Genomic DNA, 22,648 nt, shown 5'->3' with positions numbered 1-22,648 from the left:
GAGAGAGTGATTATGAATGAGCGTGCGACGCAGCCTATCGCGATCATGTTCGCTATGCGAGCAGAGGCGGAGCCTTTTTTACAGCAGTGTGCAGCACAACGGCTGGCAGTGGATTCACCGTTGCCGATAGAGCTCTATCAGGCGACGATGGCCGGTCTACCGCTGATCATCAGCGTCAACGGTAAGGATCAGCGCTATGCTGTTGATCGCATTGCCACTGAGGCCGCGGCGGTGTCAGCCTATATCGTGTTGCAGGGTTATCAGCCCAGCTTGCTGATTTCTGCCGGTACTTGTGGCGCGGTGAACCCGCTGCTGCAAGTCGCCGACGTACTCTGGGTTGATCAACCCATCTGTTATCATGACCACCGTATTCCGCTGGCGGAGTTTGCCGACTATGGCTTGGGGCGCTACCCGGTGTTCTTTGATGCCGCTATTGCCGAATCGTTGGCACTGGCAGGCGGTTGTTTGAGCAGTGGCAACTCGTTAGATGTGTGTGCGGCAGATCTGCAGCAGCTGCAGTTGCTCGGTAGCGATATTAAGGAGATGGAAGCGGCGGCCATTGCCCGTCTGTGCGAAGATTTTTCTGTGCCGTTTATTGCCTTGAAGGCTGTAACCAATCCGGTCAAAGTCGACCACGATGCAGGGGCAGTCTTTGAGGAAAATTTGGCGCGGTCGGTACAGGCGTTAAGTGGCAAGCTATATGCTTTACTACAAGAGCTTATTACCAGGGAAAATTAACCGTTGACTGACAGCTCATCGCATTTGTCGCGGCGCTTGGGCATAATAGTGTTCAAAACACAGTAATAACACGGGTCGGATCCAGCAATGTACAGCCGTTATTTTGGTCTCACCGAGGCGCCTTTTTCCATCGCGCCAAATCCTCGTTATCTTTATATGAGCGAGCGTCATCGTGAGGCCTTGGCGCACCTGTTATATGGTGTTAGTGGCAGTGGTGGCTTTGTCATGTTGACAGGAGAGGTCGGCACCGGTAAGACGACGATCAGTCGTAGTCTGTTGCAGCGGCTGCCCGACGACACAGATATCGCCTTTATTCTTAATCCGTACCAAACCACGCTAGAATTGTTAGCGACAATCTGTGAGGAGCTATCGCTAGCCTATATCTCTGATGAGCCGACGCTGAAAGAGCTCAACGATGTCCTTCATCACTATCTACTGGACAATCATGCCAAGGGCCGCAACACCGTATTGATGATCGATGAGGCGCAGTTATTGCCTTTCGAGACGTTGGAGCAGATCCGTCTACTGACGAATCTCGAGACGGATAATAAAAAGCTATTGCAGATTATTTTAATTGGCCAGCCTGAGTTACAACAGCTGTTGGCCCGGCCGGAATTGCGACAGTTAGCGCAGCGTATTACTGCCCGCTTTCATATCGATGTGATGCCGCAACAAGAGGTGCAACACTATATTGTGCATCGATTGAAGGTGGCCGGGGTCGAGTCCGGGGAACAGCTGTTTTCGGCAAAGGTGTGCCGAGAAATCTATCGCTACAGCGGTGGTGTACCGCGTTTGATCAACGTTCTCTGTGATCGTGCACTGCTAGGCGCTTATACCCAACACAAGCTGAGTGTGGATAGTACGACGCTGCGCGCCGCCGCTCGTGAGGTATTGGGAAAAGAGGCGTTACAGCATCGTCCAGAAAACTCTAGTCAGACGTCACGTGCGCCCTGGCTGGTGGCCGGAGCGGCAACAGTAGCTGCGCTGGCGATCGCGTTGCTCTGGTGGTCGAGCCTCGATGAGGCGGTATCGAAAAGTGTGCCTGCGACCGTGGCAGAGGTGCAAGCATTACCGAACAAGGGGGCGAAACAGGTGGCACAGAAGTCGAAGCCGGTGTCAGCCACAGCGGCGGAGCCTGTATTGGTCGCTGACAATATGGCTAGCTCCTCGGTGCCGGTAAGCGCGACTAACGAGACGATAGAGGCTGTGCCGCCTGTTGCTGCAGCATCGGTATGGCAGCCGGAGCTTGGCTCGGCGCTGACGTCGCTACTGGGTTACAGTGGCTTGGGGAGCGGTTTTAACGTTAGCGATTGTGCCTCGCTCAGTCGTCACGGACTTTCTTGTCTAGCACAGCCGGTGAAACACTGGGGGGCAGTTAAGCAGATTAATCGGCCGATGATATTGCAGCGTCAAGGAGGCGAAAGCTATGCCGTGTTGATCGGCATCGAGGCTGGTCAGGCGATACTGCTGGTCGACGGTAAGCCAAAGCGTATGCCGCTGTTGAGCTTAGGTGAGTTGTGGGGGGGCGAGACCTTGATTGTCTGGCGCAAGCCCGATAGCTACCAGAAGCCTATCGGCCTGGGCGCACGGGGCGCGATGGTGAGTTGGTTAGCTAAGGCTTTTGCCGATCTTGATCAGCAGCCACAGCCATTGACGGAGGATGTGTTTAACCGGCCACTGCAGCAGCGGGTGAAGTTGTTCCAGCGTCATAGTGATTTAAAGGACGATGGTGTGGTGGGGGTCAATACGCTGCTGCGGCTCAATGAAACAATCTATCCGACCAAGCTGCTGAGTGATGTTGTTAGTCTGCCGCCGAAAGCTGCATTAGCGGTGACTGCTAATCCGGCACAGGAGACACATTAATGTCGTATATCCTCGATGCGTTAAACCGCTCGGAGCAGGAACGCAGTGGTCACGCGCCGACACTCGAGCCCAGGGCACCAGTCCCAACGGGGCCGCCGGTTAGCTCTCGGCCGGTAGCGTTGAAGCTACTGTTGGCTGTTGCTGTTCTATTGCTGATAGTCGGGCTGTTTATCACTTATCAACAGCTGAGCAAGGAGACCACTGAGCAGGTTGTTGTCGCTGAGCAGGTTGTTGTGGTAGCCCCTGTGACGACAGAGCGTATGCCGCCAGCGGAGACCATAAAGGTGGAGCAGGTTGATCAGGTGGCAACGACCAACGTGGCGCCCGAGGCGAGCTCGCAGCATCTCGTTGTTGAGCCGGAAAATACGCCGTTGTTAGCGCCGCAGCCTGCAGTGGCAGCGATCTCGGAAGGTGTGTCATCACCCGAGCCGACACCGGTCGTGTCGGCGGTCGAGGCGCTCTATCAGGATGGACGAGCAAGCAGTGAGGCAGCGCCATTAGAGGCCGAGGTTTCGGCGCTCTATCGTCAGCATGAAGAGGCGCTAGCTCAGCCAGTGCAATCTGATCAGGCTGCAGAGCCTGAGTCGGCGCTAAGCGCGGAGCAGATCGATCGCTTGTTGCGTGAGGCGCAGCCCAAGGCCAAGGTGGATCTGCGAAAGCTGCCACCGACGATTGAGCAGTTGAGCTTACGGCAGCAAGAGGCGATTCCTGCGATTGAGTACAGTGCCCATATATATTCGAGCCGTGCCGACAAGGGCTTTGTCATTCTCAACGGTCAGAAGCGCTATCGTGGTGACAGTATCTCCGCAGGCTTTAAGTTGCTGGAGATCTTCCCTAATAGCATCTTACTCGACTACCAGGGCACCGAGTTCCGTCTGCCGGCGATGCAGAGCTGGCAGGGCTAGTCATCCGTTATTGGGTTGCTGGGCAAAACGCAGTAGGTAGTCTTGTAGGAGTTGGCGACTCTGGCCGCTGTACTCGGCACCTCGCTGATACATAATAATCGTCTGCTTTTCGGCAGCGGTAGCGCGTCGCTGAAACCACAGGATAGCAACCTTCGCCGGTAGTTCGGCCCGGCCTTGGATACTGATCTGGCGCTGCAGCTGCAGACCATGTTGTCCACAGAGTGCGACGATTGTGTCGATTTCGTAGTGAGGAATCAGCAGGCAGAGCAGGCCCTGCTTGTGCAGCAGTCTATCGGCGGCGCTGATTAACTGAGCAAAAGGCAGGCTGTCGGTGTGGCGAGCAGTGCGTCGCGAGGCCTGTGTCGAGCGTTGCTGGTTGGCGAAGAAGGGGGGGTTGGAGATCACCAGGTCGAAGCGTCTATCGCTGCGATAAGTCTGAATGTCGTCGCAGACGCACTGCAGCCGACCGTGCCAAGGGCTGCGTAGGAAGTTTTCCTGGCACTCATTGGCGGTGGCCTCGTCAATCTCAACGGCGGTAGCGGTTGCGGCCCCTTGTTGTAGTGCCATCAGCGATAAGATACCCGTGCCAGCGCCGATATCGATGATCGACTCGCCACCACGGATCGGTAGAGAGGCGCCGAATAACAGGCTGTCGCCACAGACTTTCATTGCCGCATGATCTTGTTGTAGAGAGAACTGTTGAAGCTGAAACAGAGACATCGTCATCGCACGTGATTGAGGGTAGGCGATTGTAGCGCTATTTTCGGTCGCAGTAGAGTCTGTGTATGAAATCTCTGTCAGCGGCGGGCGGATGGAGTACTCGCGTCGTCACCGTTAAAGGATTTGAAAGCCCTCGAGCTCGGTATAACGCTGCGGCGTAATCTCTATTTTATCGACGCGTGAGTTTTCGGGGCCGACTATCAGTTGCTTGACCATCTCGTGTAGCTGCTCGGCCTCACCGGTGAGCATGATCTCCACGCTGCCGTTATCAAGGTTTTTGGCGTAGCCGTGGATATCGTAGAGTCCCGCTTCATGTTCTACAAAACGTCGGTACCAGACGCCCTGTACCTTGCCGCTGATGACCCCGTGAATGGTGCCCATTGTATTTGTCATGACTTAGCCCCTTAACGGTCGAGGTTAATGGCGAGATCACACACGGTGATATTTGGGGTTTAGTTACAGCTATCTGCCGGCGTACTGCCAAGGCCTGCGGCGGCGTTAAGCTTGTCGAGCATGATTTCGTTCTTCTCGATTTCGGCCTTTAACTCCATGATTTTATGCATGGAGCTCAACGGCGTATTGACGAGCTCTGAGCGCACCTCTTCGAGGCGTTTTTTAATCGCCGTCTTCACTAAGTGTGTTTCCCAGCCGTTGTACAAAATCACCCCCCTCAGATTGAACTGCTTAAGGATATATCGCGATAAAGTTGCCTCTTTGAGTGTGGTAGCGGTGACGGCAACAGGCAAGCATTACTATATATTTTTGTGCGGTAGGTTAACCCATCTGGGTTCTTAGCGCGGTGAGTAAAGGTGCTAGACTGGCGGACAGTAATTATCATGCTCGGTGCTAAACGGTTTGGCGCTCGAGTCTGTCAATATTCGCTTTCAATAATAAAGCCTGAAAATATAGAGTAGAGAAGATGACGACTGTATTTAAGACGCCGTTAGACATGGAGGCCGCGGTAGGACAGCACCTCGGTCACAGCGATTGGTTGTTGATCGACCAGGAACGCATTAATTTATTTGCCGAGGCCACCGGTGATCATCAGTGGATCCATGTCGATCCGGTACGGGCGAAAGAGGGGCCGTTTGGCGGTTGTATTGCCCACGGTTACCTGACCTTGTCGCTGGTCAACCTGTTCCTACCGCAGATTATTGATGTGCAAGGCATTAAGATGGGCGTGAACTATGGCTGTGAAGGCATCCGTTTCCCGGCCGTGGTACCGGTCGGTAGCCGGGTGCGCGGCAGCGGTGAGCTGGTGAAGATTGAGCATATCAAGGGTGCGGTACAGTCGACGGTACGGGTGACCGTTGAGATCGAGGGGCAAGACCGTCCGGGCTGCGTAATTAATACGATCAGCCGCTACTTCCCCGAGGAATAGTTCTTTCCGAAGACGAGCCGGTGCTATCTGCTGTGATACCGAACAGCAGCGTCGATCAATGAATGAGTATATAAGCGATGTCGAAGTTTATTCCGGCGGCGACAGTCGTCGTGTTGCGTCAGCGTGATGGTGTGCTGGAGACGCTGCTGTTACAGCGCAATCAGGCACTGAATTTTGCCGCCGGCGCCTGGGTCTTTCCCGGCGGCAAGGTCGACCCCGTCGATCAGGTCGTCGAGGGTGAGCTTGAGCAGGCCCGCTTAGCGGCGGTGCGCGAGTGCCAAGAGGAGGCGGCGCTTGTGTTGACCCCGAGTCAACTCACCGCCTTTGCCCATTGGACAGCACCAGAGGGAAGTACCAAGCGTTTTACTACTTGGTTTTTTGTCGCCGTGGTTGGTTGTGAGGAGGTGGTCATCGACGATAGCGAAATTACTGATTATCGATGGCTACCTGCGGAACAGGCGCTGGCGCAACATCGTGCAGGTGATCTGCCGATGCTGCCGCCGACCTATATCTGTCTCAGTCAGATCGCGACGCATCAGCAGGCACATACTTTTCTCGCGCAATTAGGCGAGCGTGGTGTGCGTCGTTATCAGCCGCGGCTGGCCATCGACCAGCAGCGCCTTGGCTTTCTCTATCATGAAGATGCCGGTTATCAGAGCCTCGATTTGTTTGCCCCGGGGCGACAGCACCGTTGCTGGATGGTCGACGGCATCTGTGACTATATCGACGGCTAACCGTGGCCATATCGCCCTTCTTTCTTTTAATTGTCACCGGAGTCGCCAAGCGTTAGCGAGCTGTTTACACTGAGAGGCTATCGCGTTGGCCAATTTTTTGAGGATAATAATATGCATCAACTTAGACCGCGTCGTTCGGTATTGTATATGCCCGGCTCGAACAGCCGCGCGCTGGAAAAGGCGAAGACGCTGGCCGTCGACTGTGTGGTCTTCGACCTAGAAGATGCCTGTGCCCCTGAGGTGAAGGCGTCGTCGCGGACGGCGGTGATCGAGGCTGTCGCCGGCGGTGGCTATGGTCGCCGTGAACTGGTGATCCGTATCAACAGCTTCGATAGCCCGTGGTTTAGCGATGATATCGAGGCGGTGGCGCAGTCGCAGGCCGATGCGATCTGCCTGCCTAAGGTGGAATCGGCACAACAGATCGCCACCACAGTGGAACTGCTCGAGCGTTACGGCGCCGATGAAACGATGACGCTGTGGGCAATGGTGGAGACACCGTTGGGGGTGGAGCATGCGCTGCAGATTGCTTCGGCCTCGCCACGGTTGACGGTGTTGATGATGGGCACCTCGGACTTGGCCAAGGAGTTGCGGCTGCGCCATACTGCCGATCGCGCCGGCTTTCACTATGCGCTCAGCCGCTGTGTAATCGCCGCGCGCCTCGCCGGCATCGATGTCATCGACGGGGTGCATCTTGACCTTGACGATGAGGCAGGGCTGGTTACCGTCTGTGAACAGGGGCGGGACTTTGGTTTTGACGGCAAGAGTTTGATTCACCCGCGGCAGATCGCGGCGGCTAATGATAGCTTTGGCTTTAGCGCTGAAGCTGTCGATCACGCGCGCCGGTTATTAGCTGTTTGGCAGCAGGCTGCGTCGGCGTCGAAGGCGGTGGCGGTACTGGATGGTAAGTTGATCGAGTGTCTGCATGTCGAGGAGGCGAAGCGCGTCATCGCCATGGCGGAGTTGATCGCGTCGGCACCTTAGCAGGCGAGTCCGTTTGCAGCGATGCTCGTTGAATGTGGGAGCTGAAAACGAAAAAGCCGAGGCGTAGGCCTCGGCTTTTTACTGTCTAACGGTTATGTAAGGCGTCGCTTAGTAGCGGTATACCACCTCGGCACCGTAGTAGCGCGGCTTGTCCAAGGTCACGGTATCGGTTGGGAATAGACCAATGAATTGGCTGTAGCCAGAGACATACTCGTTACCGAAGATGTTCTCGCCCCACAGTGCCACCTCGAAGTTCTCCTCTGGTGAGTACCAGGCGACGCGTGCGTTGGTGAAGTGACGTTCGTCACCGAGGGTATCGTAGTCGACGTTGAACTTTTCAGTGCTCGAAGCATCGTTGGTCTTGGCGGCACTCTCGTAAGAGTGGTCGAGGTGTAGCGCGATACGGCCGGCATCGCCGAGCTCGATATCGTAGTCCACAGCGACGTTAGCCTGATGCTTCGGTCCATCGAGGTACTGCCCTTCAAGATCGATAAAGCCAGGCTCGCCCGGTGTGCCCTGGGTGCGGTCAACCCACTCCGAGTGGATATAGCTGTGTACAAAGCTGAAGCGTAGGTTACTGCTTGCCGCCCACACTAACTCGGTATCAAGGCCGGTACCCTCTGCATCGCCGGTCTCGGTGATGTAGCGTGCGGTACCACCATTGGCGGCGGCGACCAGCGTAGTATCCTGCTTGTCGGTGTAGCTGTAGTGGAACAGCGAGGTGTTGTAGCGCAAGCTGTTGTTGAACCACTGCGACTTCAAACCCATCTCGAAGCTATCAACGTACTCGGGGTCGTACTGGGAACCGACCTCGAGGGAGTTGAAACCACCGGCCTTATAGCCCTGAGTAAACGAGGCGAAGACGAGGGCGTTATCGAGTAACTGATAGTCGACTACCAAGCGTGGGCTGAGGTCGCTCCAGCTGGCGTCGGTCTCGAGAGTGCCATTTTTATAAGCAGCGGGTACCGCTTGGTCGGCCTGATAGGCGACATCGAGGCTACAGGCAAGCTGCTGGCCTTGAGCGGCACTAATAGGCTGGCCAGCTTGGGCGCTTATGTCTTGGAAAGCGGGGCTAATGATGTTGTTACATTCGTTGGTCCAGCTGAACTCCTTCTTGTCCCAAGTGGCACGGGCACCGGCGGTGATCGCCAGCTTCTCGGTTGCCTGCCAGGTGATATCACCGTAGATGGCGGTGCTGACAGTCTCTGCTTCGTTGTGAATGTTTTCTGTCCAGTATGCACCGTTAGGTACGTAACCGATCATGCTAGAGGCAGCGGCACCGCCAGCGGCGGCTTCGGCGTCGGCGATCGCGAGGTCAATCACCTCTTGTGGTGCTCCGGCTGCGATCAGCCCTGCAACACCGGCTTCTGCCGCTGCTGCTGCCCCCGCAAAGACGTTAACCGCTGTCGCTAAGTCGGTGACAGGAGCGCCATGAATGCCAGTAGCCTGGGCAAGCAGTATTGGCGAGATTAGGCCTTTGGTCGTGTCGGTGTAGCTGCCGACATAGTTATCCTGCTCGCCCTTTTCTCTGTAATAGCTGGCGCCGACGGTCCAGCTGATGTCGTCGAATTCGCCGTTTAGGTTCAGCTCCTGATAGATCTGGCTGTTATCTTCAGCGTTCTCGGTGTCGACATAGCCGCTAGTGTTGTTAGTGCCGTCGTAGTCACCCTTGTTCTGGGACTCGAAGTCACGGTAAGAGGCGACGTAGCGTAGCGTGGCGAAGTCGAGGTCGTGCAGTACCTGTAGGTTGTGGCCGCCGATCTTGCGTGACTCGCGATTCTCGGTAACGTCGTGATTGACAGTAATGTCCCAAGGGTTATCAGCCTTGGCTTGGTCGATGGCGGTATAGCCGGCCAGCGCTGTACTGTCGGGATCGACCAGTGAGGCGAAGATCGCATCGGAGTTGACGCCGGAGTTTTGGTTGATATTGATTTTGGTCTGCGCGTCCTGATCGACCTTGTTGTAGTCGTAGGTGTAGCGAATCTCGGTCTTCTCGGTGACATCCCAGGCAGCGCCAAAGCGGAAGCTCTTATCGTCTTGGTTACCGAGGTCGTGGCCGTTTTCGTTATCGATGTAACCGTCTTGCTTATTCACCAGGCCGTTCAAGCGAATGGCCACACCGGTGTCGGCGACGGGGGTGTTGATCATGAACTCGCCGAGCTGCTTATTGTAGTTACCCGCGCGGACGCGAGCCATCGCATCGAAGTCTTCTTCTGGGCGCTTAGTGACCACCTGAATGGCACCGGCGGCACTGTTACGACCAAACAGGGTACCCTGTGGCCCCTTGAGGATTTCGACACGCTCGATGTCGGTGAATTGCATGAGTGCGGCACCGGAGCGGCCGGAATAGACACCATCGATGTAGATACCGACGGCGGGATCGGTACCGATACCGAAGGCGCTGGTGCCGATGTTACGAATCACAAAGTTAGGCTGAGTCACCTGGCCGGCGTTAACGGTAAGGCCGGGGGTGTACTGGTCGAGGTCGGAGAAGTCTTTGACACCGGTGGTGGCTAGAAACTCGGAACCGAAGGCCTGCATACTGATGGGTACCTGCTGCGAGCTCTCACTACGCTTCTGCGCGGTAACCAAAACCTCCTCTAACAGCATTTCGGAGTCTTGCGCATATGACAGGTTAGCTTGGCTGCTAAGCGCCACGGCCACTGCTAGCAAGCTTGGCTTAAAAATCGGATTAAACTGCATTGATATCGTCCCCTATCCACAGCAGTAGTGCTGACTCAAGAGTCTGAGTTAACACTATTTAGTAGTTGTTATTTTTAGCAAGTTTTTATTATTGGTAAGGTATTCACCTATAACCTTCCGATAGAGTACCTAACATATAGTGAAGAAAAAATACTTTTCTAACATTTATATTTAACTCATCAGATATGCAAAGTATTGCATAGTAGTGACATTGCCGTCTACTGGTACGTCAGTCTCATTATGTTGACGTGCGGCGCTTCGCTAGCTAGTCTAGCGGAACGTCATCGCTCTCCAGCTGGCGAACTCTCTTGCCTAGGGAAGGGGTGCAGGAGGGGTTGCGTTCAAAATGACAAAAAATAACAACGAAATATATTACGGAGTCTTAATATGCGCAGTGCCGAATCCTGGTTTAGCGAGTACGGTGAAAGTCATCGCAACCGCGTTAACCAACTTATTCATAAGGTCGCAGTACCAGCGATTTACTTTTCGATCGCCGGTTTGCTGTGGGCGTTACCGCAGATGAGCTGGATGCAACCTTATGCTTGGCTGAATTGGGCAACGTTAATATTGGTGTTGGTGATGGTGTTCTATGCGACGCTAGGGCTGCGCTTCTTTGTGGCGCTGCTGCTATTTAGTCTTGCCTGTGTGGCGGCCATTGCCTGGTTAGCGGTAGAGACGGCTTTGCTGTGGCAGCTTTCTCTGGCCATTTTTATCGTGGCTTGGGTATTGCAGTTTGTTGGTCATAAAATAGAAGGGGTGAAGCCCTCTTTCTTTAAGGACATCTTGTTCTTGTTAGTGGGACCGGCGTGGGTCTTTGACGGCTTGTGGCGAGCGATTAAAGGCTAGTCGAGTGACTGTTATCGTAGCTATTTAGCCTAGAGCAAGCCTAAGCTGCGATCGATGGTGCGTCTTAGCGTGCGATAGGTTCGTTCATAGTCGAATTCATCGGCGAGTAGGTTTTGATACTCTAGCTGTAAGATGACACTGTGTAGGATAGTGGCATCTGAGCTGGGATCGGTAGAACCGAGTATGGTGTAGAACTGGCAGATACTATGGATAGTTTTCTGGTTTGGTAGGTGGGTAATCTGCCGCAGTTGCGGGTTGATCGTCGCCTCGAAGCGGAAGGCGTTTTCGATCACGCGTTCCGCTCGGCGATCGACCTCTTCACCGATGTGGCGGCAGAACTGCTTGGCGAGCATGTCGGCGAGCAGGGTTTTATTCTTGCTCTCTGAGAGTTGTTCAAGGCTAAATGACTTTAGCGCATCGAAGCTGTTTTTTTCCAGTTTGGCTTGATTGATCTGTGCGCGTTCGACAAAGAGGTTGAAGGCGTCGGTGATTAAGTCGCTGAGTTGTTTGAAATAGTAGGTGGTGGCAGCGAGGGGCACGTCGGCCTCTTTGGCAATGGCGCGGTGACGAACGGCCTTGACCCCCTCACGTGAAATAATGCGCAGGGTGGCCTCTAAGATGGCAAGCCTACGCTCCTCGCCCTTGGGGCGCCGGACCTTACGACCTTGATATTCTATGCTGGTTTGTTGCTTTGCCACGTTAACATCCTTACATCGACGTTCTTCTGTTATTCTAATTTAAACATAATAAACTGCTTTTGGCGGTTAGCGTCATGTTTATTTGCGAAGTTTTCGTTTATTAGTGCGAGGTGGGTGTGAAACTACTATTAATAATTATCGGTCTTTTTGTCGCGCTATTTTTCATGGTGATGCTTGTTGAGCGTTTTACCACGCCGATGAGCGCGGAAAAAACCGCTAAAGTAACTCGTTGGCTGCCACTGCTCATTGTCGTTAGTATTGTGCTGGCGATCATGCGTGAGGGAGGCTTTTTTTAATGTTTCTCAGCATAGTACAGCTCCACCCAGCTGGGTGAAGAGCTAAGTAGGAAATAGCGTCACTATAAGGCACTGGTAGTTTGTTACAGCGATTGCAGGCGATTAACGTTTCGTCAGTGATGAATGTAGGCAGTGTTTTAGGAGGGCGGATGTCGAAAGTAGAGGCAACAGAGACGGCAGAGATCGTTTCGGGGCAGGCGTGGAATGATTTCTGCGAGCAACTAAAACGGGCCGGTGAGGCAATCTTGCGCCCGGAGATACCGGCCGACGAACAGACTCGGGCGGAAGGTTATCGTTACCTGACTCGGCTGACGCGCATTGGTCTTGATATGTTTATGGAGAGCGGTGATCGTAGCTTTCCGAGTTTCTATCGGCCTTCCCATGAGACGGCTAAGATCGGCGCTGACAACCCCGATAACTATTATCAGCGAGCGGAGCTCGACGGCCGCTATGACTATGTGATCAAGGGCGCGCGCGGTAGCGTAGCGTACCTGAGCTTTGGTACTCAGGCCGGTGGCTATGGTGAGGATGGTAAGAACGAGCCGACCGGCTTTATCGATGATAGTGACATTGTCTTGGATGACGAGGGGCGCTTCGAGTTAGTCGTCAGCACCCGGTCGCGTGAACAGAACTGGCTGCCGATGACGGAGGCGACGCGCACCGTCATCGTCAGGCAAACCTTTCTCGACCGCAACAGTGAGCATATTGCCGAGTTGACGATTACACGTCTCGACGGTGCGGCGGTGCCGAAGCCAATGACGGCACATGATGTTGCCTCGAGCCTGCAGGCGACGGCTGCCTTCGTACAGGGTACAGCACAATTATTTGCCGACTGGTCGCAGCGCTGTCTGCCGCATATTAATCGCTTTGCCCCCTGGCAGCAGGCCTGGTGTCAGAGTGTCGGTGGCGATGCCAATATTCACTATTATTTCAGTTTCTGGCAGCTCGAGGACGATGAGGCGTTGTTAATCGAGTGCGATTATATCCCGACTTGTGATAACTGGAACTTTCAGTTGAATAATTATTGGATGGAGTCGCTGGATTACCGTTATCAGCAGATACACCTAAATAAACACGGCGCCGTGGTTGGCGATGATGGTCGCGTGGTTATTGTGGTGGCGCAGCAGCCGATCGCCGTGGATAACTTTTTGAGCACGGCAGGGCACGCACTGGGCACGGCTTGTTTTCGTTGGATTGGTGCTAAAGAATTTCCCGATCCGACAATGCGTGTCGTGAAAGTCACCGAGTTATTAGAGGCCAGTTGATTAAAGTGAGAAGTTAAAAGTGGTTTGTTAAAGCAGTTGATTAAAAAATATTATTTTAAGAGCGATTGTCTTAAGAACGATTGTCTTAAGAACGATTGTTTTAAAGGTGATTGTCTTAAAAACGAATTTAGTGCAAACGAAAATATTAAAAAATAACCAAAGATAAAAATAAATAGAAGGAGCTTAATATGACAGCGAGGATTGATTTTAGCTTTGACAGTGTTGTCGCAGAGGCGAAACAGCGGGCGGGCTTGGATAACTTTGGTGATTATTCCTTTGAGGCACCGTTGCGTGTCTTGTTGCACGCCCTAGAAGTTGAGGCCAAATTGAGCGAGTTGGGGCGAGAGATGCAGCATGAGCGGGTTGTTAACGCGTTGGTAAATCGCTTACAGCTGCAGGACTTTTGTCAACGCTACCCCGAAATTCTCGATGAGCAGATCGCGGCACCGGTGGTGATCGTCGGCTTGCCGCGTACCGGCACCACCATGTTGCAACGCACCATGGCGTGTGATGAACGCTTTTATTCGCCGCTGTGGTATGAAATTCACTACCCGGCACCGGCGAGAGACTGGGACTTTACTACTGAAAACGATGCCCGAATTCCCCAGGCGGAGCTCGATGTCGAGGCCATCTTGGAGGTCAGCCCTGGCTTGGCGGCGATTCATCCGCTGGAGGCTGGTGCCGCCGACGAGGAAATTATCTTGTTGGAACACTCGTTCTTCAGTACCACGCCGGAGGCCTTCTGCAATATACCGGGCTACGGTGACTGGTTGAGCGAGGCGGACAACACGCCCGGCTATCAATACTTGAGGCGACAGCTGCAATTCTTACAGTGGCAGAAGAAGAAAAGTGGCGTCAACCCGAATGCCGAGCGCTGGCTGTTGAAATCGCCGCATCACCTGCATCATATGCAGACGTTATTAGAGGTATTCCCCGGAACCAAAGTGGTACAGACACACCGCGATCCGTTACAGACGATACCCTCTATCTGTAGCTTCAATAGCACGCTGTGGGCGATGAACAGTGAAGCGGTGGACGACCAAGAGATCGCACGCCAGTGGAGCGACAAGTTCGCCCGCGGTATGCGCCATACCATGGCGGTACGTGCGCAGTACCCTGAAGCTTTTCTCGACCTGTGGTTTGATCAGACGACGACGGATGCGCAGGGCTGTGCGCGTGCTATCTATGAGTTTGTCGGTATGCAGGCGAGTGAGTCGGCGCTGGAGAAGATGCGCCAGTGGCGGCAGGCGAATAAACGTGAAGATCGCGCTCCGCACCATTATACGCTGCAGCAGTTTGGTCTAACAGAGCAGGGCTTGTCTGAGCAGTTTAACGATTATCGTCAGGCCTTTATCGTCAACCGTTAGGCATCGGTGTTGTTTTTTGTTCCGAGCGTGGCGAAGGAAATAACATTATGTCGCCATGGCCAGTACAGTGGGCAGGACTTGCGGGGAAAATTGCGCTAGAATACGTCGCGAAATCTAATGCGGCGGGGTCACCGTCATGGGACAAATTGTAATAATTGGAGTAGGGCAGTAATGGCTGAACAAAAAGCAACCAATGTACACTGGCACGACGGTGAGATTTCACGCGATGACCGCAACCGTATGCTTGGGCAGAAGGGAGCCACGTTATGGTTTACTGGTCTGTCAGGCAGTGGCAAGAGTACTGTCGCCGTTGCTCTCGAGCAGGCACTCGCCGCCAAAGGCAAGCTCTGCTATCGCCTCGATGGCGATAATATTCGCATGGGTATCAATAAGAATCTGGGCTTTAGCGCCGAAGATCGCACCGAAAATATCCGTCGCATCGGCGAGGTGTCGAAGCTGTTCGTCGATACCGGTGTGATCACGCTATCGAGTTTCGTTAGCCCCTATCGCGCCGACCGTGACCTGGTGCGTGAGCTGCACGATCAGTCAGGCATGGACTTTATCGAAGTCTATGTTGAGGTGCCGCTGGCGGTCGCCGAAGAGCGTGACCCGAAGGGCTTGTACAAGAAGGCTCGTGCTGGCGAGATCCCTAACTTCACCGGTATCTCCGACCCCTATGAAGAGCCGTTGAATGCCGAGCTGGTACTCAACAGCCATGAGATGACGCTAGAGCAAGAGGTAGAAACTCTACTTAACCTGCTCGAAGAGCGTGGCATCTTAAACCTTTAATCTTTATCCCCACGTTATACCTGCAGCTGTCGCGTACGCGGCGGCCGGCCTAGTTTTGGAGTTAGTAATGATCAATCCCCACGGTTCTGAGCAGCTCAATCCGCTGTTTGTCTACGATAGCGAAAAACACGCGGCCCTCGTTGCCGAAGCAGAGACGCTGCCGTCACTGCTATTAAACTCGGCGGCGGCGGCGAATGCCGTCATGCTGGGTGCCGGTTACTTCAATCCGCTCACCGGTTACATGAATCTTGCCGATGCCAAGAGTGTCGCCGAGAGCCTACACACCGTCGACGGTCTGTTCTGGCCTGTGCCGATTCTGAACGTGACCGACGATGTTAGTGCCATTGCCATTGCCGGTGCCAAGCGTATCGCCTTGCGCGACCCGAATGTCGAAGGTCATCCGGTGTTGGCGGTGATGGATGTAGAGGCGATCGAGCCCGTCAGCAAACAGGAGCTGGTGGCGATGGCGACCGAGATCTTCGGTACCGACGATGCCGAACACCCCGGTGTAGCGACCTTTACCAACCTCGGTAGCCAGGTTGTTTCTGGCAGCATCGAGGTGTTGAACTACTCCTACTTCGCCACCGACTTCCCCGACACCTTCCGCACCGCGGTGCAGATTCGCAATGAGATTGCCGAGCGTGGCTGGGAGAAGGTCGTAGCCTTCCAGACCCGTAACCCGATGCACCGCGCCCACGAAGAGTTGTGCCGCATGGCGCAGCAAGACCTGGGCACCGATGGCATCCTCGTACACATGTTGCTGGGTAAGTTGAAGAAGGGCGATATCCCCGCCGATGTCCGCGATGACTGCATTCGCAAGATGGTCGAGGTTTACTTCCCAGAGAACACCGTGATGGTGACGGGCTACGGCTTCGACATGCTCTATGCCGGCCCACGTGAGGCGGTATTGCACGCCGTGTTCCGTCAAAACTGTGGCTGCACCCACTTCATCGTCGGCCGTGACCACGCCGGTGTTGGCGATTACTACGGTGGCTTCGATGCGCAGGCGATCTTCGACGAGAAGGTACCGGCCGATGCTTTGGCGATCGAGATCTACCGCGCCGATCACACCGCCTACTCGAAGAAACTCGACAAGGTGGTGATGATGAAGGATGCGCCGGATCACAGCAAAGATGACTTTATCCTGCTCTCCGGTACCAAGGTACGTGAGCTATTGGGCAACGGCATTGCGCCGCCGCCAGAGTTCTCTCGTCCCGAGGTCGCACAGATCTTGATGGACTACTACCGCAGCACGCAGGCCTAAGCGAGTATCCGCGCGGGCGCCCCGGCGTCGGCGACGATCGCCTGTGTATAACAGCCCCCGTCAGTCTTGCTGGCGGGGGCTGTTTGCGTCTGGCTAGCTGGGTAAGTTCAGCGATAGTGTCTCTTTCAGCTCTTCCATTACAACGTAGCTGGTCGACTCATTGACGAAGGGCAGGGTGAGCAGTGTTTCGCCGAGCAGCTCTCGGTAGGCGTGCATGTCGGCGACGCGGGCTTTAATTAGATAGTCGAAGTTGCCGGATACCAGATAGCACTCCTGTACCTCTTTTAAGCGCACTACCGCCTGGCGGAAATCCTCGAAGTTGTCTTGGCTCGTCCGCGATAGCCGCACCTGTACGAACACCACGAGACCGGCATCGAGGGCCTCGGGGTTGAGGATCGCCTGATAGCCCTGGATGACGCCGGCCTTCTCGAGCTTCTTTACTCGCTCGATACAGGGGGTGGTGGTCAGTCCGACTCGCCTCGCCAGTTCGGCATAGCTGATGCGCCCATCTTGCTGCAGTTCACGGAGGATGTTGCGGTCGATACGGCTCAATGTCATCTTCGGCGTCGTCATACAGTGAAATCTTCTGTTTATCGGTTAAAAAATAGTTGATGGTCAATAATACTGTTTAAGATAAGAAAAAACACCTGCCAAATAGTTAATATACTGGTTCTATCAACTACAAAACAGATAGAAGAGAGATCGTTATGCTTATAGGTGTCCCAAAAGAGATAAAAAACCATGAGTACCGTATTGGCCTAACACCGGCGGGCGTGAAAGAGCTTGTCGCTAATGGCCATAGCGTCATGGTGCAGGTCGATGGCGGGGCCGGCGTCGGTTTTAGCGATGCTGACTACAAGAGTGCCGGTGCTGAGATCGTCGCGACGGCGGAAGAGATCTTTGAGCGCGCCGAGATGATCATCAAAGTGAAGGAGCCACAGCCGCAAGAGTGCAAGATGTTGCGCCCTGGCCAGCTACTGTTCACCTATCTACACCTTGCCCCGGATCCTACTCAGACTGAGCTACTGATCGCCAGTGGCGCGACTTGTGTCGCCTATGAGACCGTCACCGATGCTCGTGGTGGCCTGCCGTTGTTGGCACCGATGAGTGAAGTGGCCGGCCGTATGTCGATTCAAGCTGGTGCACACCAGCTGGAGAAGGCGCAGGGCGGTAATGGCATGTTGCTCGGCGGCGTACCCGGTGTCGAGCCTGCCAAGGTCTTGGTAATCGGTGGCGGTGTGGTCGGTGTCAATGCTGCACGCATGGCGATGGGCATGGGGGCCGAGGTGACGATCGTCGATCGCTCGCTACCGCGTCTACGCCAGCTGGACGATCAGTTCGAAGGCCGCATCAAGTGCATCTACTCGACCGGTGATGCAATCGAGCAATATGCGATGGCTGCTGACCTCGTGGTCGGTGCGGTATTGGTCCCTGGTGCCTCGGCACCGAAGCTGGTTTCTAAGGCGCTGATTGCCCGCATGAAGCCGGGCTCGGTCGTGGTCGATGTGGCCATCGATCAGGGCGGTTGCTTCGAGACCTCGCATGCCACCACACACCAGGATCCGACCTACGTCATCGACGACGTGGTGCACTACTGTGTCGCCAACATGCCGGGCGGTGTGGCACGTACCTCGACCATGGCGCTGACCAATGCCACCCTACCGTTTGCCATTGCACTGGCTAACAAGGGTGCCAAGCAGGCGCTGCTGGATGACGAGCACCTAATGGCCGGCCTGAACGTACACGACGGTCACGTCACTAATCGACCAGTGGCTGAGGCGCTAGGTTATGCCTTCGTCGAAGGTGCCAGCGCACTCTGCACCCCTTCCGTGGCTGCCTAATCGGCACCGTGTTGATCGCCGCCTAGGCGATCAGGTAAGAAACCCACCCCGTCGCTGACTGGGTGGGTTTTTTTTATGTCTTATTTAGCGGTCGCAGGCACCGTCGTAGAGTCGGGCGGTGAGTGTGCTGACGGCATTCTCGACCCGAAGAATACGTGGGCCTAGGCTGACGGTCTCAAAGCCCGCTTCCACCAGCTTGTCGACCTCGTAGGGGATGAAACCGCCCTCGGGACCGATGGCGAGAATCATCGGCTCCTTGACCGCGATGGGGCAGGGCGCGTGGTCGCCGGGGTGGGCGACGAGGGCGCGCTTGCCGGTGGCGATGGCGGGCAGCTCATCCTCGACGAAGGGCTTGAAGCGGGGCTTGAAATGCACCGTCGGCAACACCGTGTCGACACACTGCTCTAGGCCCTCCAGCAGATAGCGGTGGACGGTGTCGGCTTCGACCACCGGGCTCTGCCAGAAGCTTTTCTCGGTCTTGTAGCTGTTGATGACATAGAGTTCTTTTAGACCAAACTCGGCGGCCATGCGGTAGATACGCCGCATCATCTTCGGCCGTGACAGTGCCAGCACCAGGGTGATCGGTGTCGCGGGTGGCGGTGCTTGCTCTAATGTTACGGCGAGTTGGCAGCTGTCGCTGTCGAGCTGTTCGATGAGGCCGCTGCCGAGCTTGCCGTTGAGGCGGCCGACTTTTAGTGTGTCGCCCTCTTTGGCGCGTATCACCTTGAGGATGTGGGTGAGCCGGTGATCGCTCAGGCGGACGCACGTCGGGCTGATAAAGTCGTCTTCGTGCAACAGAATAATATTCACAACGCGGCATCTCTCAATTAGGGCGCTGAGCATAGTACTGAGAAATCAGCGAAGAGAACAGCGATGACTGAAAAGCGCCGCAAGTAGCCCGGGGCTAGAACTCGACGATGTGTTGTTGGCCGCTGCTGCGCACGTAGAGACCGAGGCTCTTCAACTGGCTGATCAGTTGCTCGCAGTCGTCGTGGTTGAGAAACTCGCCGATCAAGTGGCGCTGTTCGTTGTCGTAGAGGCTGATGGTGAAGGGCGACCAGGACTGCTCCTGCTCGACCACGGCGATGGCGGTGTCGTAGAGATCATACTGCCAGCGCTGGTCGGGGTGGCCGCAGCCCTTCTCGACGGTGAGGGTGTGGGTATCGTTGTTGGTGTAGATCACCTGGCGGGCACTCTGCTTGAGGGCGACGTAATACAGCGCCGCACACAGCGAGGCGGCCTCAAGGCCGGCAAAGGGCAGGATAATCCAGGCACCGGCGAGGCCGAACAGCACGGCGATGACCAGTGTTAAGATGCTCAGCGCTAGCATCAGCAGGCGCGTGGCGCGCCAGCTCATCGAACGATTGGGGGCTAATATCACCATCGTCGTGTGTTCGCTGTGATTAATCGTTACCATAGCCTCTACCCGCGATCAGATACCTTAAGTTTAGCAGCGCGGTGTCGCCGCTAGACGCCATTTTATGGTATTTCGAATGATGCTTATAACCAGCAATACTGTGAGGCCCTTATGACCCCTATGATCGATGCAGCAGCGCTGCAACACCGTACCGATACCGTCATCATCGACTGCCGTTACTCGTTGGCAGCGCCGGAGCAGGGGCGGGCGCTGTATGCCGAGGGGCATATTCAGGGGGCGTACTACGCCGACTTGATGAGTGACTTATCGTCGCCCGTTGAGGCGCACGGCGGTCGTCACCCGCTGCCGACGGCGGCTAATTTTTCGGCGTTCTGTGAGCGTCTCGGCATCGTCAAGGGGGTCACCGAGGTGGTGCTCTATGATGATCACCGGCTCGCCTTCGCCAGTCGTGCCTGGTGGTTGTTGCGTTATTTTGGCCACGATAAGGTGCAGCTGCTAAACGGCGGTTTCCGTGCCTGGCAGGCGGCCGGTGGCGTCTGTGACACTGACGCCCCCGTGCCGCTGGCTAACGGCCGCTTCCAGGCGGAGCCGAATCCGGCGATGGTGGCGAGCCGGCAGGAGTTACTGGTGGCCTCGGTGCCGGCGCGCTTTAGCTTGATCGACGCCCGAGAGGCGGCCCGCTATAACGGTGAGGTGGAGCCGATCGATCCCGTTGCCGGTCATATCCCCGGTGCCTTGAACTACCCCTGGCAGGGGCTCACTAACGAGCAGGGCGAGGTACAGCCGCAGCAGGCGCGCTTCGCGTCGCTGTCAGCGGATGATGAGTTGGTGGTCTACTGCGGCTCCGGCGTCACCGCCTGTGTGACGTTGCTGGCGCTGACGCTGGCGGGCAAGTCATCGCCACGCCTCTACCCGGGCAGCTGGAGTGACTGGTGCAGCTACTTAACGGAGGACTAGTTACTTAGCTGAGGACTAGCTAACGGAGGGCTAGCTGTCTCAGCAGTCGCTCGAAAACCTAGAACGGTGGCGGGCAGTGCCAGTCGAACACCTCGCCGCTGAGCGGGTGGGTGAACTTCAGCGTCGTCGCGTGCAGCATTAGTCGCGGCGCGGCGGCCAGGGCCTCGTCGTGGGCGTACAGGTCACAGCCGAGGATCGGGTGGCCGATTTCACGGCTGTGGATACGCAGCTGGTGCGAGCGGCCGGTGACCGGCTTCAACAATACCCGCGTGCGGTCGCCGTGGCGCTCTAACACCTGGTAGTGGGTGAGTGAGGGCTTACCCTGTTGTGCGCAGATCTTCTGTCGTGGTCGACGTTCCCAGTCACAGGCGATGGGCAGGTCAATGCTGCCATCCTCGGCGATATCGCCCCACAGCAGCGCCGTATAACTCTTGCTGATCGCCTTGGCCTGAAACTGGCGAGTCAGATCGGCGTGCACGTCGCGGCACAGTGGCACCATCATCAATCCCGAGGTATCCAGATCGAGTCGATGTGCGACGGTGGCGGTCGGGTAGTCTCGCTGGATGCGGGTGATCATACAGTCTTTGTTTTGCGGCAGGCGGCCGGGCACCGACAGCAGGCCCGAGGGCTTGTTGATCAGCAAGAGGAAGTCGTCCTCGAAGAGGATCTCGACCTCTTCATGGCAGGGCGGCACGATATAGGGTTGCGACATAAATCAAAGACCTTAAAAAAGCAGGCACTATTATGCCAGAGCGCGGCAAGGGTGTTAATAACGGCGACGACAGTGGCGGATAATAGCGCCGTTAGGCGCTGATTGGGGCCAGCAATCGGCGTATAGTGGGCGGATTCTACGAGGTTGGAGCAAGATGAATACATCGTTACAGATCGATCTGCAGCAGACCGCGGCGGCACCGTTGGTGGCTGCCTATCACCGTTACATGGATGAGCTGTTAGTACTGCAGCAGGAATCGCTGGTCGCCGGTGAGCTGAGTCTAGCGCTGGACTTTTGGCAGCTGCACGTGGCGATGCTGCGCTGTCATGCCGAGATCGAAGACCGTTATTTAGAACAGGTATCAGCGGAGCAGCAGGCCAGTTGGCGCTGGCCGGCGACCCTGTACCTGGCCGAGCATCGTAAGATTCTGCAGTTTGCCGAGCGTGTCGAGGCGCGTTTGTCTGCGATGCAAGCGCCGTTGGCACTGCGCCAGATTGTCGAGGAGATCGACAAGCAGCGCAGCTATAAGAACCTGTTGGAGCACCATGAGGAGCGGGAAGAGATCGCCTTATTGCTGGAGATGCCTAAGACGGCGGCGGTGCTGACGGCAGCCTTGGAGCGGGATATTGTTAGCCAGTGGACGCAGCTGTATCAGGCACAACAGCCGAGCTTAGCGTCACTGCAGCAACGGCTACAGCGGCTAAGGCGTTAAGTGAATGACGGTGATCAGTGAGTGACGAGGATCGGCGCAGCAAGCGCACCGGTGAGTGAGAGGCATCGGTGAGGTTAAGTCAGTAGCGGGTCGGCCGGTTGCTGATCGGTGACAGCCATGATGCGGTGAGCGGTGGCGATGGCGTCGATTAACTCCTCGATATTATCGACTTCGATCTCCTCCAGTAATTGCTCGGTGAGGGCGAGCACGATTTTAAGCTTCTTGATGCTGAGATCTTGATTGAGTAAAGTTTGCGCCAGATAGTAAGGGTCTTCATCCGCTTCACGCATGCGGATGGCTTCACGTATGGCCATTTGTTTTTCTGTCGCAGAGGGTGCAGGCATTATAGTCTTCTCCAGCGAGACGCGTTATCCATAAAAACACTAAAAATTATCGACTTGTGTGTTTTGCGTACTATTAATAATAGCAGTTGTTAGCGAATTCACACGCTGATATACAACAGCTGGTTTTACTGAGTCATTGAAAACGAAAGGTGAG

At 55.5% G+C, this 22,648-nt stretch carries 25 protein-coding genes; 15 read left to right on the top strand and 10 right to left on the bottom strand.

Going from position 1 to position 22,648, the window contains the following annotated elements; all coding sequences use genetic code 11:
- Positions 1–12 precede the first annotated feature (12 nt).
- The 3 genes from EDC56_RS06495 to EDC56_RS06485 all read left to right on the top strand — a co-directional run bounded on the left by EDC56_RS06495 (position 13) and on the right by EDC56_RS06485 (position 3,506).
- Complete coding sequence (locus tag EDC56_RS06495; protein ID WP_123711663.1) at positions 13–738, top strand: phosphorylase family protein; 726 nt, start codon at positions 13–15, stop codon at positions 736–738.
- Between the two features lie 87 nt (positions 739–825).
- Positions 826–2,601: an ExeA family protein gene (locus tag EDC56_RS06490; protein WP_123711662.1), complete on the top strand. Its 1,776-nt coding sequence runs from the start codon at positions 826–828 to the stop codon at positions 2,599–2,601.
- Positions 2,601–3,506 (top strand): general secretion pathway protein GspB, encoded by a 906-nt coding sequence (locus EDC56_RS06485; protein WP_123711661.1) that lies wholly within the window; start codon positions 2,601–2,603, stop codon positions 3,504–3,506. Before EDC56_RS06490 ends, EDC56_RS06485 begins: the two co-directional genes overlap by 1 nt.
- Here EDC56_RS06485 and EDC56_RS06480 read toward each other — a convergent pair whose 3' ends face one another.
- From EDC56_RS06480 to EDC56_RS06470, 3 genes are all read right to left on the bottom strand, one after another.
- Positions 3,507–4,226 carry a tRNA1(Val) (adenine(37)-N6)-methyltransferase gene (locus tag EDC56_RS06480; protein WP_162844101.1) on the bottom strand — a complete coding sequence of 240 codons (720 nt, stop codon included), beginning with the start codon at positions 4,224–4,226 and terminating at the stop codon, positions 3,507–3,509.
- A gap of 114 nt (positions 4,227–4,340) precedes the next feature.
- Positions 4,341–4,619: an acylphosphatase gene (locus tag EDC56_RS06475; protein ID WP_123711659.1), complete on the bottom strand. Its 279-nt coding sequence runs from the start codon at positions 4,617–4,619 to the stop codon at positions 4,341–4,343.
- A 59-nt stretch (positions 4,620–4,678) separates the two neighbouring features.
- On the bottom strand, positions 4,679–4,885 hold the full coding sequence (locus tag EDC56_RS06470) for a hypothetical protein (RefSeq protein WP_148059338.1): 207 nt from the start codon (positions 4,883–4,885) through the stop codon (positions 4,679–4,681).
- Between the two features lie 260 nt (positions 4,886–5,145).
- On the opposite strand from EDC56_RS06470, the gene EDC56_RS06465 reads away from it, so the two are divergent.
- The 3 genes from EDC56_RS06465 (at position 5,146) to EDC56_RS06455 (ending at position 7,322) form a co-directional block, all read left to right on the top strand.
- On the top strand, positions 5,146–5,607 hold the full coding sequence (locus tag EDC56_RS06465; protein ID WP_123711657.1) for a MaoC family dehydratase: 462 nt from the start codon (positions 5,146–5,148) through the stop codon (positions 5,605–5,607).
- 77 nt (positions 5,608–5,684) lie between these two features.
- Entirely contained in the window at positions 5,685–6,341 is a 657-nt protein-coding gene (locus EDC56_RS06460; protein ID WP_123711656.1) for an NUDIX hydrolase, read from the top strand.
- A gap of 111 nt (positions 6,342–6,452) precedes the next feature.
- A complete protein-coding gene (locus EDC56_RS06455; protein WP_123711655.1) occupies positions 6,453–7,322 on the top strand; it encodes an HpcH/HpaI aldolase/citrate lyase family protein in 870 nt (289 codons plus the stop codon).
- Positions 7,323–7,430: 108 nt separating this feature from the next.
- Here EDC56_RS06455 and EDC56_RS06450 read toward each other — a convergent pair whose 3' ends face one another.
- Positions 7,431–10,025, bottom strand: coding sequence for a TonB-dependent receptor (locus EDC56_RS06450; protein ID WP_123711654.1), 2,595 nt, complete (start codon positions 10,023–10,025; stop codon positions 7,431–7,433).
- A 387-nt stretch (positions 10,026–10,412) separates the two neighbouring features.
- Between EDC56_RS06450 and EDC56_RS06445 the strand changes: the two genes are divergently transcribed.
- A complete protein-coding gene (locus EDC56_RS06445) occupies positions 10,413–10,871 on the top strand; it encodes an Mpo1 family 2-hydroxy fatty acid dioxygenase (protein ID WP_123711653.1) in 459 nt (152 codons plus the stop codon).
- 29 nt (positions 10,872–10,900) lie between these two features.
- On the opposite strand, the gene EDC56_RS06440 is transcribed toward EDC56_RS06445, so the two are convergent.
- A complete protein-coding gene (locus EDC56_RS06440; RefSeq protein ID WP_162844100.1) occupies positions 10,901–11,569 on the bottom strand; it encodes a TetR/AcrR family transcriptional regulator in 669 nt (222 codons plus the stop codon).
- A gap of 116 nt (positions 11,570–11,685) precedes the next feature.
- On the opposite strand from EDC56_RS06440, the gene EDC56_RS06435 reads away from it, so the two are divergent.
- From EDC56_RS06435 to sat, 5 genes are all read left to right on the top strand, one after another.
- Complete coding sequence (locus EDC56_RS06435) at positions 11,686–11,865, top strand: hypothetical protein (protein WP_148059337.1); 180 nt, start codon at positions 11,686–11,688, stop codon at positions 11,863–11,865.
- Positions 11,866–12,014: 149 nt separating this feature from the next.
- Positions 12,015–13,130 (top strand): hypothetical protein, encoded by a 1,116-nt coding sequence (locus EDC56_RS06430; protein WP_123711650.1) that lies wholly within the window; start codon positions 12,015–12,017, stop codon positions 13,128–13,130.
- Positions 13,131–13,318: 188 nt separating this feature from the next.
- Positions 13,319–14,497 carry a sulfotransferase family protein gene (locus EDC56_RS06425; RefSeq protein WP_123711649.1) on the top strand — a complete coding sequence of 393 codons (1,179 nt, stop codon included), beginning with the start codon at positions 13,319–13,321 and terminating at the stop codon, positions 14,495–14,497.
- A gap of 171 nt (positions 14,498–14,668) precedes the next feature.
- On the top strand, positions 14,669–15,286 hold the full coding sequence (gene cysC, locus EDC56_RS06420) for an adenylyl-sulfate kinase (protein ID WP_123711648.1): 618 nt from the start codon (positions 14,669–14,671) through the stop codon (positions 15,284–15,286).
- A gap of 67 nt (positions 15,287–15,353) precedes the next feature.
- Positions 15,354–16,550: a sulfate adenylyltransferase gene (gene sat, locus EDC56_RS06415; RefSeq protein ID WP_123711647.1), complete on the top strand. Its 1,197-nt coding sequence runs from the start codon at positions 15,354–15,356 to the stop codon at positions 16,548–16,550.
- Between the two features lie 93 nt (positions 16,551–16,643).
- Here the strand turns inward: sat and EDC56_RS06410 are convergent, their stop codons facing one another.
- Positions 16,644–17,123 carry an Lrp/AsnC ligand binding domain-containing protein gene (locus EDC56_RS06410; protein WP_123711646.1) on the bottom strand — a complete coding sequence of 160 codons (480 nt, stop codon included), beginning with the start codon at positions 17,121–17,123 and terminating at the stop codon, positions 16,644–16,646.
- A gap of 134 nt (positions 17,124–17,257) precedes the next feature.
- Here EDC56_RS06410 and ald point away from each other — a divergent pair, with 134 nt between their 5' ends.
- Positions 17,258–18,391 carry an alanine dehydrogenase gene (ald, locus tag EDC56_RS06405; protein ID WP_123711645.1) on the top strand — a complete coding sequence of 378 codons (1,134 nt, stop codon included), beginning with the start codon at positions 17,258–17,260 and terminating at the stop codon, positions 18,389–18,391.
- 84 nt (positions 18,392–18,475) lie between these two features.
- Here the strand turns inward: ald and EDC56_RS06400 are convergent, their stop codons facing one another.
- Together EDC56_RS06400 and EDC56_RS06395 are read right to left on the bottom strand one after the other, a co-directional pair.
- Entirely contained in the window at positions 18,476–19,201 is a 726-nt protein-coding gene (locus tag EDC56_RS06400) for a 16S rRNA (uracil(1498)-N(3))-methyltransferase (RefSeq protein ID WP_123711644.1), read from the bottom strand.
- Between the two features lie 94 nt (positions 19,202–19,295).
- A complete protein-coding gene (locus EDC56_RS06395) occupies positions 19,296–19,808 on the bottom strand; it encodes a DUF2244 domain-containing protein (RefSeq protein ID WP_123711643.1) in 513 nt (170 codons plus the stop codon).
- A gap of 111 nt (positions 19,809–19,919) precedes the next feature.
- On the opposite strand from EDC56_RS06395, the gene EDC56_RS06390 reads away from it, so the two are divergent.
- Positions 19,920–20,726, top strand: coding sequence for a sulfurtransferase (locus tag EDC56_RS06390; protein ID WP_123711642.1), 807 nt, complete (start codon positions 19,920–19,922; stop codon positions 20,724–20,726).
- A gap of 58 nt (positions 20,727–20,784) precedes the next feature.
- On the opposite strand, the gene EDC56_RS06385 is transcribed toward EDC56_RS06390, so the two are convergent.
- Positions 20,785–21,438 (bottom strand): pseudouridine synthase, encoded by a 654-nt coding sequence (locus EDC56_RS06385; protein ID WP_123711641.1) that lies wholly within the window; start codon positions 21,436–21,438, stop codon positions 20,785–20,787.
- A gap of 154 nt (positions 21,439–21,592) precedes the next feature.
- Here EDC56_RS06385 and EDC56_RS06380 point away from each other — a divergent pair, with 154 nt between their 5' ends.
- Positions 21,593–22,150, top strand: coding sequence for a hypothetical protein (locus tag EDC56_RS06380; RefSeq protein ID WP_123711640.1), 558 nt, complete (start codon positions 21,593–21,595; stop codon positions 22,148–22,150).
- Between the two features lie 74 nt (positions 22,151–22,224).
- On the opposite strand, the gene EDC56_RS06375 is transcribed toward EDC56_RS06380, so the two are convergent.
- Positions 22,225–22,494 carry a hypothetical protein gene (locus EDC56_RS06375; protein ID WP_123711639.1) on the bottom strand — a complete coding sequence of 90 codons (270 nt, stop codon included), beginning with the start codon at positions 22,492–22,494 and terminating at the stop codon, positions 22,225–22,227.
- Positions 22,495–22,648 lie beyond the last annotated feature (154 nt).

Source organism: Sinobacterium caligoides (assembly GCF_003752585.1).
Classification (GTDB): Bacteria; Pseudomonadota; Gammaproteobacteria; order Pseudomonadales; family Sinobacteriaceae; genus Sinobacterium; species Sinobacterium caligoides.
Note: the sequence above shows the minus strand (reverse complement) of the source record. Positions and strands in the feature narration are given on the sequence as shown.